This window comes from Nocardia sp. NPDC058058, assembly GCF_042885355.1.
Classification (GTDB): Bacteria; Actinomycetota; Actinomycetes; order Mycobacteriales; family Mycobacteriaceae; genus Nocardia.
Window position 1 is genome coordinate 1256895 of sequence record NZ_JBHVSA010000004.1, and the last position, 13004, is coordinate 1269898.

General features: G+C 68.2%; 11 protein-coding genes. 4 read left to right on the forward strand and 7 right to left on the reverse strand.

Translation table 11 applies throughout. The features are described from left to right. Nucleotides 1-51: 51 nt before the first annotated feature. The 3 genes from ACFVUS_RS36845 to ACFVUS_RS36855 all read left to right on the forward strand — a co-directional run bounded on the left by ACFVUS_RS36845 (nucleotide 52) and on the right by ACFVUS_RS36855 (nucleotide 5643). Nucleotides 52-1056, forward strand: a complete 1005-nt coding sequence (locus ACFVUS_RS36845) for a diiron oxygenase (RefSeq protein ID WP_387777589.1) — start codon at nucleotides 52-54, stop codon at nucleotides 1054-1056. Nucleotides 1057-1071: 15 nt separating this feature from the next. Then, nucleotides 1072-2661: an FAD-dependent oxidoreductase gene (locus ACFVUS_RS36850; RefSeq protein ID WP_387777592.1), complete on the forward strand. Its 1590-nt coding sequence runs from the start codon at nucleotides 1072-1074 to the stop codon at nucleotides 2659-2661. A 630-nt stretch (nucleotides 2662-3291) separates the two neighbouring features. Further along, entirely contained in the window at nucleotides 3292-5643 is a 2352-nt protein-coding gene (locus ACFVUS_RS36855) for an Hsp70 family protein (protein ID WP_387777595.1), read from the forward strand. A 458-nt stretch (nucleotides 5644-6101) separates the two neighbouring features. On the opposite strand, the gene ACFVUS_RS36860 is transcribed toward ACFVUS_RS36855, so the two are convergent. From ACFVUS_RS36860 to ACFVUS_RS36870, 3 genes are all read right to left on the reverse strand, one after another. Further along, nucleotides 6102-6863: an SDR family NAD(P)-dependent oxidoreductase gene (locus ACFVUS_RS36860; protein WP_387777598.1), complete on the reverse strand. Its 762-nt coding sequence runs from the start codon at nucleotides 6861-6863 to the stop codon at nucleotides 6102-6104. 174 nt (nucleotides 6864-7037) lie between these two features. Next, on the reverse strand, nucleotides 7038-7685 hold the full coding sequence (locus ACFVUS_RS36865; protein ID WP_387777601.1) for an HAD family hydrolase: 648 nt from the start codon (nucleotides 7683-7685) through the stop codon (nucleotides 7038-7040). 104 nt (nucleotides 7686-7789) lie between these two features. Beyond that, the gene (locus ACFVUS_RS36870; protein WP_387777604.1) at nucleotides 7790-8347 is read right to left on the reverse strand and encodes a hypothetical protein; all 558 of its coding nucleotides are present in this window, start codon (nucleotides 8345-8347) and stop codon (nucleotides 7790-7792) included. Nucleotides 8348-8528: 181 nt separating this feature from the next. On the opposite strand from ACFVUS_RS36870, the gene ACFVUS_RS36875 reads away from it, so the two are divergent. After that, a complete protein-coding gene (locus tag ACFVUS_RS36875) occupies nucleotides 8529-8747 on the forward strand; it encodes a hypothetical protein (RefSeq protein WP_387777607.1) in 219 nt (72 codons plus the stop codon). Between the two features lie 346 nt (nucleotides 8748-9093). Here the strand turns inward: ACFVUS_RS36875 and ACFVUS_RS36880 are convergent, their stop codons facing one another. From ACFVUS_RS36880 to ACFVUS_RS36895, 4 genes are read right to left on the reverse strand one after another with little or no spacing between them, the layout of a single operon-like run. Beyond that, nucleotides 9094-10086, reverse strand: a complete 993-nt coding sequence (locus tag ACFVUS_RS36880; RefSeq protein ID WP_387777610.1) for a sirohydrochlorin chelatase — start codon at nucleotides 10084-10086, stop codon at nucleotides 9094-9096. Between the two features lies 1 nt (nucleotide 10087). Continuing rightward, entirely contained in the window at nucleotides 10088-11386 is a 1299-nt protein-coding gene (locus ACFVUS_RS36885; protein ID WP_387777613.1) for a sulfate adenylyltransferase subunit 1, read from the reverse strand. After that, nucleotides 11386-12312 (reverse strand): sulfate adenylyltransferase subunit CysD, encoded by a 927-nt coding sequence (gene cysD / locus ACFVUS_RS36890; RefSeq protein WP_387777616.1) that lies wholly within the window; start codon nucleotides 12310-12312, stop codon nucleotides 11386-11388. Before cysD ends, ACFVUS_RS36885 begins: the two co-directional genes overlap by 1 nt. After that, a complete protein-coding gene (locus ACFVUS_RS36895; RefSeq protein ID WP_387777619.1) occupies nucleotides 12291-13001 on the reverse strand; it encodes a phosphoadenylyl-sulfate reductase in 711 nt (236 codons plus the stop codon). Before ACFVUS_RS36895 ends, cysD begins: the two co-directional genes overlap by 22 nt. Nucleotides 13002-13004 lie beyond the last annotated feature (3 nt).

Sequence of the window (13004 nt, forward strand, 5' to 3'; positions counted from 1 at the left end):
TTTGGTGTAACCATGGGATACACATAAATCACCGACTGGAGGGTGACGACGATGTCTCCGACCACGACCCATGTCGACGACCCCGTGGTTGCCGAAGCTATCGAATACGCGCAGAAGCTGCTGCTGCTTTCCGAGGGCTCGGTCAACCGCAGCTTCGATCCGTTCGAGGACATCGACTGGGAAAACCCGGACTTCGACGCGAACACCAAGCCCGAGCGCTGGATTCTGCCCGCCTCCGCCGACCCCATCGGACGCCACCCCTGGTACCTCGCCCTCAGCGAGGAGCAGCAGATCGCCGTCGGCAAGTACCGCCAGGCCAATGTCGCCAAGGTTGGCCTGCAGTTCGAGTCGATCCTGATCAGCGGCATGGTGAACCACACCTTCGGCCTCGCCAACGGTGACCCGGAATTCCGGTACTGCACCCACGAGATGTCCGAAGAGCTCAACCACACCCAGATGTTCCAGGAGATGGTGAACCGCATCGGCCTGGACGTGCCCGGTATGGGCCCGCTGGTGCGGCAGTTCCGCCAGGTCGCCGTTCCGGTGGCGGTCATGTTCCCGAACCTGTTCTTCATGGCCGTGCTCGCCGGCGAGGAGCCGATCGACCACATCCAGAAGCAGATCCTGCGCTCCGGTGAGGACGTGCACCCGATCATGCGCGGCGTCATGGCGATTCACGTCGCCGAGGAGGCGCGGCACATCTCGTTCGCGCACGAATTCCTCAAGCGCCATGTGCCGGAATCGAATCAGGCCAGCAAGCTGGTGCTCTCGATCGCCATGCCGATCGTCATGTTCATCCTGGGCCGTTCCATCGTGACCCCGCCCAAGGCGTTCTTCGACGAGTTCAACGTGCCGGACAAGGTGCGCAAGGAGCTGTTCTACGGCTCCGCGGACTCCAAGCAGGCGTTCAGCGATTACTTCATCGATGTGCGTGCGCTCGCCAAGGAGATCGGTCTGATGAACCCGATTTCCAAGCGGGTCTGGAAGATGTTCGGAATCGCCGGCGCGGCCTCCCGTTACCGCTCGGAGCCCATCCGCTCCGGCAAGGCCGCCTGAGACAAGGGACGTACAGTGCCGTACGTAGTCACCCAATCCTGTTGCAGCGACGCCTCCTGCGTCTACGCCTGCCCGGTCAACTGCATCCATCCCACGCCTGACGAACCGGATTTCCGGACGGCGGAGATGCTGTACGTGGACCCGCAGGCGTGCGTGGACTGCGGCGCGTGCGCGACCGCCTGCCCGGTGGACGCCATTGTCTCGACGAAGAAGCTGACCGATGAGCAGCTGCCCTTCATCGAGATCAATGCCGACTTCTATCGTCAGGAGCGGCCGCGGCCGCTGCTGGCCCGGCCGATCGAGGCCGCGGAGGTCAAGCCGGGACGCGAGCCGTTGCGGGTGGCTATCGTCGGCTCCGGTCCCTCGGCCATGTACGCGGCCGATGAACTGCTGACCCAGCCCGGTGTCTCGGTGACGGTGTTCGACCGGCTGGCCACGCCGTACGGTCTGGCCCGCTTCGGCGTCGCGCCCGATCACACCAAGACCCGGCAGGTCGGTGAGCTTTTCGATGTCATCTCCGCGCAGCACGGGTTCGGCTCGTACCTGAATGTGAATGTCGGAGAACATGTTTCGCATGAGGAGCTGCTGGCGCACCACCACGCGGTGATCTACGCGGTGGGCGCGTCCAGCGATCGCAAACTCGGTATTCCGGGGGAGGGGCTGCCGGGCAGCGTCTCCGCGACCGAGTTCGTGGCCTGGTACAACGGGCATCCCGATCACGCGGGCCGGTTCTTCGATCTGTCGCAAAAGCGCGCGGTGATCGTCGGCAACGGCAATGTGGCGCTGGACGTGGCGCGCATTCTGACCACCGATCCGGAACTGCTGGCGGGCACCGATATCGCACCGCGGGCGCTGACGGCGTTGCGGCGCAGCAAGATCGAGGAAGTGGTCGTGCTCGGCCGCCGCGGTCCGGCCGAATCCGCCTTCACCGTGCCGGAATTCGTGGGATTGCTCGGCGCGGATGTGGACATCGTGGTCGAGGGCGCGATTCCCGAGACGCCCGCCGATGCCTCGCAGAAGGTCGAGCAGAAGCTGAAGCTGTTGCGCGGCTTGGCCGATCGGCCGGTGGGCGGGCGCAAGCGGATCGTCTTCCGGTACCTGTCCGCGCCGACGGCGTTCGAGGGCGTGGACCGGGTGACCGGTGTCGCGGTGGTGCGCAATGAGCTCGTCGCCGGGGACGACGGCGTGCTGCGGGCCGAGGCCACCACGGACACAGAGCTTTTGGCGACCGGCCTGGTGCTCACCTCGGTGGGCTACCGGGGTGTGCCGCTGACCGGGCTGCCGTTCGACGAGCGGGCCGGCGTGATTCCGAATCTCGACGGGCGGGTGCTGGAGAACGCCGGTGGGAACGTGGTGCCGGGGTCCTATGTGACCGGCTGGATCAAGCGCGGGCCGACGGGGTTCATCGGTACCAACAAGTCGTGCGCGCAGGAGACCGTGCGGCAGTTGGTGGATGACTTCAATGCCGGGCGGCTGGCCGAACCCGCCCGGGGCGCAGGAGAATTCGACCGACTGGTCGGTTCACGTCAACCGCATGCCATTCGCGGCGGCGCGGTGAACCGTCCGGTGCGGCGGCGACTGCCGCTGCTGGTGCGCAGCCGCTAGTTCCGCCGTACTTCGGACCGCCTCATACGACCCTGTCGTGTGAGGCGGTCTGTTTTGTGTACGGATTGTGTTGTGTGAGTTGTAATGCTGCGTTTGCCCAGGACGACATCTCGGGTAGTAGAGACGAATTGACTTCGAATCGCGGCCGGTGCGCCTGCGCGAGTGGGGTACTCGGGCACAGCAACCGACCAGTGATCGGCAATTCACGCGCGCAAACTGACGCTGCGGTTTTCTTTTCCGGACACTAATCGCCTACCGGTCGGTATGAATTCAACGTTCGCTGCGCTGTAGCCACGCGACAACCTTTTTTCAACTGTCTTGGTGTCCAGTTGGATTCGATCTTGAAGCTGTACCTACCTGACCAGTAGATTCGCCAACTTCGCTACTGGACGCGAAATCTTTTCCCCTGATTCGATATTCACATCCGGCATGTGCCAGCTAACCTGAACGCGCTGTTTGGAAAACGACCGCGTCCACATGGTTGGTACGCCTGTGAGGCCGTGGTCACGGTGCGTTGACGGGATAGCAATGACTGTTGGCTTTGGCATGAGCATCGGCACAGTGAACTCCGTATGGGCGACCGCCGCCGGTGAACGGAACCGGCCCGCCGTACGAGTTCGACGGACAGCCGTGACCTTCGACAGCGCGGGCGGGCCGCGCATCGGCGGCATTCCTCGATTCGCGCCGGTGGTCACCGATTTCGCCGATCTGACCACCGATCCGGATCCGGTCGTGATCAACGGGCGCATCTGGTCACCCGCCGATCTGGTCGCCGCGGTGGTGAACGGGCTGATCGAGACCAATGCGCCCGAAGCGCCCGCGGTGACCACCTATCCGGCCTGCTACACCGAGAAGCATGTGACTCGGCTGCGGCGGGCACTGGATTGGTCCGGCGCGGCGGATGTGGCGCTGATGCCGGAACCGGTCGCGGCCGTGGAGTGGCTCGACTCGGAGTATGGAATCTCCAGTGCCGGAATAACTCTCGTTTACGACCTGGGCGGCAACTGTCTCGACGTGGCCGTGGTGCGCACCGAGGCCGACCGTGAGGAACGCGGCATTCTCGGTGTCGCCGAACGCTCCACCGAATACGGCGGGCGGCCGCTCGGCGCGCTGCTCGCCCGCTACGCCCGCAGCATCGCGCCCGGTGAGCATCAGCCGGTCTCGGCCGTGGTGCCCGCCGCGGATACGAATAGATTGCGCAGCTGGCACATTCGCAATTCGCTACGGGTGGTGCGCTCCTGTGTGCACGGCACCGGGCTCACCATGGACGATATCGACCGTGTACTGCTGATCGGCGGCGCGGCGCGGCCCATCGAGGTGGCTCGGGTGCTCGGCGATCTGGGCCGCCCCGTCATCATGTCTCCCGATCCGGCGCATACCGTCGCGGTCGGCGCGGCCCTGGCCGCATTCCGCTCCGCCGACACCGGCTCGGCCATCGGCCGCTATGCCCCGCGCGCTGCCGTATTCTCCGGCGCCGCAGTGGCTTCCGCGCTGGCCATGTCCGCGGCGACAGTCCTCGGCGGTACCGTCGCGGGCACCACCGGCCTGCAAGCCCTGCCCGGACCCACCGACTCCGGCACTCGCGGCGCGGCCGATGTACTGCTCCTGGAAGACGCCACCGCCGCCCCCGGCGCGCCCACCCGGGTGCACCGGGTGACGACCGCCGCGGCGATCACCAGCTACGCCCCGGCCGCCACCACGGTCACCCCCGCCTGGTCCGGTGGCCGCCCGGTCGACACCCGGCCCGGTACGCACTGCGAAACCCGCAGCGCCGCAAACTCTCTCACCTATGCCGATCCGGCGCGGTTCACCAACCCGCTGCCGTTCCTGGCCGCACAATCGCTGACCTCGCCCTTCGGGCTCGGCCAGATCCCCTCGATCAGCATGCCCCGCACGCTCCCCGGTGCACCGAACACCGCGCCCGGAACAGCGCCCGGCGCAACGACTCCCGGCTCGCCCGGCACCCCGGGTGCACCCGCGACCCCCGGTTCGACCACCGGCGACCCCGCGAGCACCCCCGGCACCGCACCGGGCGGAACCGCTCCCGGTGGCACGGCACCCGGCAGCACGGCACCGGGCGGAACCGCGCCGGGCAGCCAAACCCCCGGTGGCGGAACATCTCCCGGTGAGAACGCGGGCGGCGGCACCGGCGGCCAAACCACCCCCGGCGGCTCCACCACCGGCCCCGGTGGCGAGACCACGCCCGGCGGCTCGACCACGGGTCCCGGTGGCGAGACCACCCCGGGTGGCAGTACGACGGGTGACCCCGCCGGAAGTGGAACCACCCCGGGTGGCACCGCGGGCGGCGGAACAACCAGCCCGGGCGGCACCACCGGTGGCGGTACGACCAGCCCCGGTGGCACTGCGGGTACCGGCGGAACACCGGGCGGCGGAACGACTTCCGGTGCCGGTGACACCTCCGGCGGAAATGGCGGCGCGGGCAATGGCGGTGCGGGCACCGGCGCCGGCTCCGGTGCGGGAGCAGGCGGCGCGGGCGGTTCCGGTGCGGGAGCCGGAGCAGGCGGTGCCGGTGCCGGTGGTGGCGGTGGAACCGGCGGCGGTGCTGGGGCCGGTGGCGGTGCCGGAGCTGGAGGCGGCGCGGGTGCCGGTGGCGGTGCCGGCGCGGGCGGCGGTGCTGGGGCCGGTGGAGGTGCCGGAGCGGGTGGCGGTGCCGGAGCCGGTGGTGGCGCCGGAGCGGGCGGTGGTGCCGGAGCCGGTGGTGGCGCGGGTGCCGGAGCCGGTGGTGGCGGTGCCAGCAGCGCCGGAGCGGGCGCGGGTTCCCGTGCCGGTGGCGGTGGCGCACAGGGCGGTTCACCCTCGGGCGGCGGCAGTCGCGCCGGTGGCGGTTCCCCGGGTGGCGGTGCCGGTGGTGGCATGGGCGGTGGTGGCATGGGCGGCGGCGGTATGGGCGGCGGAGGAGCGGGCGGCGGCGGAGGCCACGGTGGTGGCGGTGGCGGCGGAGGGGGTGGCGGCCATCGCTAGCCCAGTGCCCACGCTTCGACAAGCTGTGCGCGGCCCGGCGGCTGCCGAGCCGACTCCTCGGGGTCGGAGTTGTTCGGTGCGGAAGTGCCTTTCCGGGGAGTGTGCCCATCGGGCCTGTGCCGCACAGAGATTCGCGCGGGCGTGGAGTTCGATCGAGATACCTGGCCGTTCGAGTGGCGGCGGTGATGCGGTGGGTGGACGTGCTGGCCACCGGCTGCCCGGCCGCATGCTGTGGCTCGATGCGGCTCCGGAGGTGGCGGATACTGTCGGCCGCCACCTCCATGGGCTTGCCGTCCCGGCCACCGGGCGTTCGTCCGGTGGCCGGAAAGACCAAGTTCCGCAATAGAAGACGGCGACGCGGGTGGGGTGAACCCCTCGAACGCTCCACCCCGGCGTCGAGTACGACCGGCCCACCGCCGCGCCGCAAGTGCCCAGGCGCGGTGGTGGGCCAGGTCGGGTCAGCGGGCGGTGAAACCGCCGTCGACGGACAGCACCGCACCGGTGATGAACGTCGTCTCATCGCTGAGCAGGTAGGCGCAGAACGATGCGATCTCCTCGGGCTGGGCGATGCGGTTCAGCGGGTGCAGGGCCGCGATGGCGGCCTCGCCCTCGGGGGTCGCGCCCATGGAGTTGCGGAACGCGGGAGTGTCGACCGCGCCGGAGGCCAGCGCGTTCACCCGGACCTGCTTGGGCGCGCCCTCCAGGGCCACCGCGCGGGTCAGGCCGACGACGCCGTGCTTGGCGACGACGTAGGGGGCGACCTGCGCCATACCGACCTTGCCCAGATTGGAGGCGTTGTTCAGGATCGCGCCGCCGCCGGAGGCCGCGATCGCCGGAACCTGGTGGCGCAGACCGTAATACACCGAGGTGAGGTTGAGCTCCAGATCGGCGCGCCAGCCCGCCTCGTCGATGTCCTGGATATCGCCGAAGGCATTGATGGCCCCCGCGTTGTTGAAAGCCCCGTCCAGGCGCCCGAATTCGCCGACGGCGGCCTCGGTCAGGCGGGCCACATCGGCTTCGACGGTGACATCGGTGGGGATGAACAGGGCGCGGCCCCCGGTGGCGCGAATCTCCTCGGCAATGCGATCGCCGACCTCTTTGCCGCGCGCGCCGAGTACCACCGCGCCGCCCTCGGAGGCGATGCGGCGGGCAACGGCCTCGCCGATTCCGGAGGTGGCGCCGGTGATCAGAACAACCTTGGATTCGAAGCGTGCACCCATGATGACCATTCCTTATGCGGTAGAACCGTTTTCGTTGACATGTCTAGTAAACGAGAAACGGCGCACCGTGGCTGGCGGGAATCGGCCTTTGAGTTGATGTGTCATGTAAATGGTTGGAGCCCGGCCCGGACCGGATCATGAAGACCCGGCGGCAGAGCCGAGTCGGGCCGGAACTCAGGCGGGAGCGAGCAATTCGGCCAGTTCGTCCAGGCTGTTGACCACCACGCCGTACGAGGTCTGCGGCAGTTCCGAATGCAGATAACCCCACGGGCCGCGCTTGATCAGCACCGGAATCATGCCCACCCCGTTCGCGGGCAGCACATCGTTGTCGACGCGATCGCCCACATAGCAGACCTCGCCGAGCTCCACGCCCGCCACTTCGGCGCATTTGACGAAGAACTTGGGATCGGGCTTCTCCAGATCCCATTCGGCCGAGGTGTAGATGCCGTCCACCGGCAGGTTCATCTTCTCCAGTGCCGACTTCGCCTGCGGCGGTTGATTTCCCGCGATGATGACGATCAGCCCGCGCGCCTTCAGCTCGCCCAGCGCCCGCCGCACATCCGGGTACAGGTCGTCGGCGTCGAAGTTATTGCGCAGGCTCTCCGGCTCATCGGTGGCCCAGCTGACCTGCTCGCGATCGAGATCCACCCCGGGCAGCAGCAGTTCGAACGCGTCGGTGAGCGGTCGCCCCGTCGCCGCCATGCCGCCGATCACCCCGAGTAGCGCGAACCGCGGAATCCCGAGCCGGTCCGCCCATCGGCTCCAGATCCGGGTCTCGTCGATCAGCGTCTCGCCCACATCGAACACCACTGCCTTGATCATCGGCCCAGCCTATCGGGCGCGCCGAGGCTCCACGCCGGAGAACCCGATGCGGGTTCCAGGGCTCCGCGATGTGGTCCGCGAGCGCGGCCGGGTGGATCGAGCGGTCAGCGCTGCGCGTTGATGACCCCGATGCCGGTCGCCGTCCACCAGCACACCTGCGACACCACCCCGGTGGCCACACCCCATGCGAGCAGTCGCCCGGTGAGCGGCGCATCCCCGCGCGCTCGCAGTCGCCGAGCCAGCGCCGCGGCCTGAATCCCGTTGAGCGTCAACAACAGCACCATCACCAGTTTGGTCCGAGTCATGGACGATGCGAGATTCGGCTCCAGTACACACCCGCTGCCGACCAGTCCCGCCAGCCCCGCCCAAATCGGCACATGCAGCCGATTCATCCCCCGCAGCATTTCGCTCAGCGTGACCCGCCCGACCGCCCAGCGCAGCGCGTACGAATCCGCGATCAACACCGCCCCGAATCCCACGGCCAGCGAAGCCAAATGGACGGACAGCCCCCAGAAGTGCACCTCCGGACTGATCCGCGCATGCCCCGCGATCCACACCGCCCCCGCCAGCACCCCGGTGGCCAGCACCGCGTACCCGCAGAACGCCTGCCAGGAATCCAGTCCCCGCGCGGTAGCGCGCCCAGCGCCGATCTCTCCGAGCATGCCCAAACCTTCCACTAACTTAGGAAAGCCTAAACTATTCGCGACCTGAATCCGAACTCGTCCGAATGACCATTCGGCAACGTCCGCGCCGAATTTGCGCTATACCTGTTGCGGGTGGATGCGTCTGGGTAGCATGCGAGCTGCTGTTATGAAATGAATTCTTTTCACAAGGAGCCCGCTCATGCGTCCCGTCCTCCGCGCCAGTGTCCTCACCCTGGGCCTCGCCGCCGCCGCTCTCACCGCCGCGACCGCCTCCGCCGAAATCCCGCTCGTCGACGCCCCCTCGGCCGACATCTCGGTCGCCCCCGGCGCCACCAACCCCGCCCCGATCGCCAGCGACGACTACGCCATGTGCTCCAAGTCCTCCGGCTCCGCGGGCCACTTCCTCGCCTGCATGTAGCAGAACCGCGGCACCCTCGACCGTGGGAACGGCCCGCGCCGAGCCCACCTCGAGCCTGCCCGCCGGTGGCTCCCGCCCCCGTTCCTCGTCGGAATCGCCCGTGCGCCAATCGATCCGGAAGACCTGCTGAATCCGCTCGGATCCGACCGGCTGGATGAGCGCTCCCGGAGCGGCCGCACGACAGAGCTCCGCATGACCGATCTCACCATCGCCCAGTTGGCCAGATCCCTCGGCCACGCCGACGCCTTCGGCTGCAGCACCGCCTTCAAACGCCAACGCGGAGTTCGGCGCAAGCTCCGTGCTCGGTACGAATCGGTCGCGCCGGCCGCGCTGCGACATGCTCGGATCAGGCGGACATGGTGAGTGCGGTGGTGGTGGCCGCATGGTAGCGATCGCACGCGATGTCGGTGAGCGCCGGATGAGCACCGATTACTTCGGCGTGCGCCAGGTCGGGGGCGGCGGCGGAGAGTCGGTCGGTGAGTAGACCGGGGGCCAGGAACCACGGAGCCACCAGGATCTGGTCCGCGCCGCGTGCGCGCAGGCGGGATTGTGCCTCGGTGATGCTGGGTTCGGTTGTGGCGAAGCAGATTTCGGTATCCCAGCCGGTAATGGCGGCAAGGTGACGTGCCACTTCGGCGGTGCGCGCGTTCGCGGCCGCCGAGGACGAGCCCACGGCTGCGACGGCAACGCCCAAGCGCGGCACAGGATCGAACGCCGCGTGCGTGCTTTGCGCATCGGTGCGTGCGACGGGACTCGGTGCGCCCGAATGGAACTCCGAGTCGAGACGGTCGAGCACCCGATCCCGCAGAGCGGTGATCAGGCGCGGATCCGGGCCCAGGACGTCGGCCTGGGTCAGGCGCAGGCGGGGATGGCGGGTGCGGGCGGCCGCGAGCATTCCGGGGAGATCCACTCGGGCGTGGAATGCTCTGCCGAGCAGGAGGGGGACCACTACCGCGTGTGAATGGCCTTCGGCGGCAATGGCGTCCACGACCTGGTCGACCGAGGGGGCGTTCAGATCCAGGAAGGCCAGGCGTACATCCACGTCGGGGCGGGCCGCCGCGAGTTGTTCGACGACGGCGTACATGGTCGCGGCCGAACGCGGGTCGCGGCTGCCGTGCGCGACAGCGATCAGGGCGGGGCGTACGCCGCTGGTGCGGACCCGGCCGAGCGCCCGTGCGCTCGGCGAAGTTATTGCCACACTGGATGTTTCCACCGTCGCCTGATGCGCGGCGACGGTATCGGCTGCGGAAACCTCGGCCGATCCCGGCCGAATCGTGGTGTGGCGGAGGGCGACCGGGAGCGGCGCGGTCGAGAACGCGCCGCTGCCGGGCGAACTCATGTCAGGCTCCGGCTTCCGTGCCGACCTCGACCTTGGTCAGGGCATCGCCGACCAGGCCGGCGGCGAGGGTGTTGCCGCCCGCCGGGTCGATGAGCAGGAAGCTGCCGGTGTAGCGGTTGACGCTGTAGTCGTCGGCCGCGATCGGGTCGGCGACCCGGATCGAGATGCGGCCGATGTCGTTGAGCGCCAGCGTTTCCGGGGACGGATCAGCGGACAGGTGCTGTTCGTCGAAACGCTCGATGAGCGTGCCGACGATGGCCTGGGTGGTGCGGGTGCCGTGCTTGAGCAGCAGCCGTGCGCCGGGACGCAGCGGCTTGTCGCCGAGCCAGCAGACCGTCGCGTCGAAGGCCTCGATCGGTTCGGGGGCGTCATTGGCGGCCACGATGGTGTCGCCGCGCGAGACGTCGACATCATTGGCCAGCACCAGGGTGACGCTGCGGCCGGGCTGCGCGGAGGCGAGCTCGCCATTGGGGGTGTCGATGCGCTCGACGGTGGTGCGGGTGCCCGAAGGCAGCACCACGACCTCGTCACCCTTGCGCACGGTGCCCGCCGCGACCTGACCCGCGTAACCGCGGTAATCCGGGTATTCGGCGGTGCGGGGCCGGATCACGTACTGCACGGGGAAGCGCAGACCCACCTCGTGGCGGGTGCTGTCGGCATCCACCGGCACCGATTCCAGATGTTCGATGAGCGAGGGCCCGGTGTAGTACGGCGTCTTGTCCGAGCGCGAGGCGACATTGTCACCGTGCAGCGCGGACACCGGAATCTCCACCACATCCTCGGCGGCCCAGCCCAATTTGGCTGTCAGCTCCGAGAATTCGGCGACGATGCGCGCGAAGACACCGGCCGGATCATCGACCAGGTCGATCTTGTTCACGGCCAGCACCAGCTTCGGCACACCCAGCAGCGCCATCACCGCGGCATGGCGGCGGGTCTGCTCGATAACACCCTTGCGGGCATCCACCAGCAGAATCACCAGCTGCGCGGTCGACGCCCCGGACACCGTGTTCCGGGTGTACTGCACATGCCCCGGGGTGTCGGCGAGCACGAAAGACCGTGCGGGCGTGGCGAAGTAGCGGTACGCCACATCGATGGTGATGCCCTGTTCGCGCTCGGCGCGCAGGCCGTCCACCAGCAGTGACAGGTCCGGCGTCGCCAGCCCCTTGTCGACCGAGGCGCGGGTGACCGCGTCGATCTGGTCGGCCAGCACCGATTTCGTGTCGTACAGCAACCGTCCGACCAGGGTGGACTTGCCGTCGTCGACACTGCCGGCGGTGGCCAGTCGTAGTAGGTCGGACATCAGAAGTAGCCCTCTCGCTTGCGATCTTCCATGGCGGCCTCGGAGACGCGATCGTCGCCGCGGGTCGCGCCGCGTTCGGTGAGCCTGGAGGCGGCGACCTCGGCGAGAATCGCCGCATTGTCGGCCGCATCGGAAATGATTGCGCCGGTGGTGGATCCGTCGCCGACGGTGCGGTAGCGCACCGACTTCACGGACAGCTCCTCACCTTCGGCCGGGCCGCCCCAGACGCCGGGGGTCATCCACATGCCGTCGCGCTGGTACACCGGGCGCTCGTGCGCGTAGTAGATGTTCGCAAGCTCCACGTTCTCGCGGGCGATGTAGCGCCAGATATCCAGTTCGGTCCAGTTGGAGATCGGGAACACCCGCACGTGCTCGCCCGGAGCGTGCCTACCGTTGTACAGGTTCCACAGTTCGGGCCGCTGCCGCTTGGGATCCCAGCGCCCGAAGGCGTCGCGCAGCGAGAAGATGCGCTCCTTGGCGCGCGAACGCTCCTCATCGCGGCGGCCGCCACCGAAGACCGCGTCGAAGCGGTTCTCGTTGATGGCGTCCAGCAGCGGCACGGTCTGCAGCGGATTGCGGATGCCGTCCGGGCGTTCGGTGAGCCGCCCGTCCGCGAGGTATTCCTCGACGGATGCGACATGCAAACGCAGCCCGTACTTCTCGACCACGCGATCGCGGAATTCGAGCACCTCGGGCAGGTTGTGCCCGGTGTCCACGTGCAGCAGCGCGAACGGCAGCTTGGCGGGCCAGAAGGCCTTGAGCGCCAGGTGCAGCAGGACGGTGGAGTCCTTACCGCCGGAGAACAGGATCACCGGCCGTTCGAACTCGCCCGCGACCTCGCGGAAGATGTGGATGGACTCGGACTCCAGCGCGGCAAGAGTGTCGAATTCTGTCTCTGTTGAAGTCATGAGGCGTGCAACCCGCATTCGGTCTTGGCGAGGCCGGCCCAGCGGCCGCTTCGCGGATCGGATCCCGGTTCCGGCTTCCGTGTGCACGGAGCGCAACCGATGGACGGATATCCCTCTTCCACAAGGGGATTGACGAGGATGCCATTGGCTTCGATGTACGCGGCCATCTCTTCGTCGGACCAGGCGGCGATCGGATTGATCTTCACCAGGCCGAAGCCCTCGTCATAGGAGATCAGGGGCGCGTTGGCGCGGGTGGGCGCCTCGACCCGGCGGATGCCGGTGACCCAGGCGTTGTACGGCGCCAGCGACCTGGTCAGCGGCACCACCTTGCGCAGGCGGCAGCATTCGGCGGCGTCACGGGCGAACAGATCCTTGCCGAGCAGCTGATCCTGTTCGGCGACAGTGTTTTCCGGCTGCACGTTGACGATGTTCACGCCGTACACCAGTTCCACAGCGTCTCGGGTGCCGATGGTCTCGGCGAAGTGGTAGCCGGTGTCCAGGAACAGCACATCGACGCCGGGTCGCACCTGCGAGGCCAACTGCACCAGCACCGCGTCCTGCATATTGGACGCGACGATGTAGTTGGAGCCGAAGTTCTTCTCGGTCCACTCCAGCAGTTCCTGCGCGGTGGCGTTCGGGCCCAGATCGTTATTGCCCTGTTCCACCAGCGCGCGCAGGTCCGCTTCGGCGAGTTTCGTTGTGGTCATTGC

Bases quoted from the DNA above. Each gene is read 5' to 3' on its own strand.
- ACFVUS_RS36845 (WP_387777589.1), top strand. From the start codon at position 52: ATGTCTCCGACCACGACCCATGTCGACGACCCCGTGGTTGCCGAAGCT.
- ACFVUS_RS36860 (WP_387777598.1), bottom strand. From the start codon at position 6,863: ATGGGTGCACGCTTCGAATCCAAGGTTGTTCTGATCACCGGCGCCACC.
- ACFVUS_RS36865 (WP_387777601.1), bottom strand. From the start codon at position 7,685: ATGATCAAGGCAGTGGTGTTCGATGTGGGCGAGACGCTGATCGACGAG.
- ACFVUS_RS36870 (WP_387777604.1), bottom strand. From the start codon at position 8,347: ATGCTCGGAGAGATCGGCGCTGGGCGCGCTACCGCGCGGGGACTGGAT.
- ACFVUS_RS36875 (WP_387777607.1), top strand. From the start codon at position 8,529: ATGCGTCCCGTCCTCCGCGCCAGTGTCCTCACCCTGGGCCTCGCCGCC.
- ACFVUS_RS36880 (WP_387777610.1), bottom strand. From the start codon at position 10,086: ATGAGTTCGCCCGGCAGCGGCGCGTTCTCGACCGCGCCGCTCCCGGTC.
- ACFVUS_RS36885 (WP_387777613.1), bottom strand. From the start codon at position 11,386: ATGTCCGACCTACTACGACTGGCCACCGCCGGCAGTGTCGACGACGGC.
- cysD (WP_387777616.1), bottom strand. From the start codon at position 12,312: ATGCGGGTTGCACGCCTCATGACTTCAACAGAGACAGAATTCGACACT.
- ACFVUS_RS36895 (WP_387777619.1), bottom strand. From the start codon at position 13,001: ATGACCACAACGAAACTCGCCGAAGCGGACCTGCGCGCGCTGGTGGAA.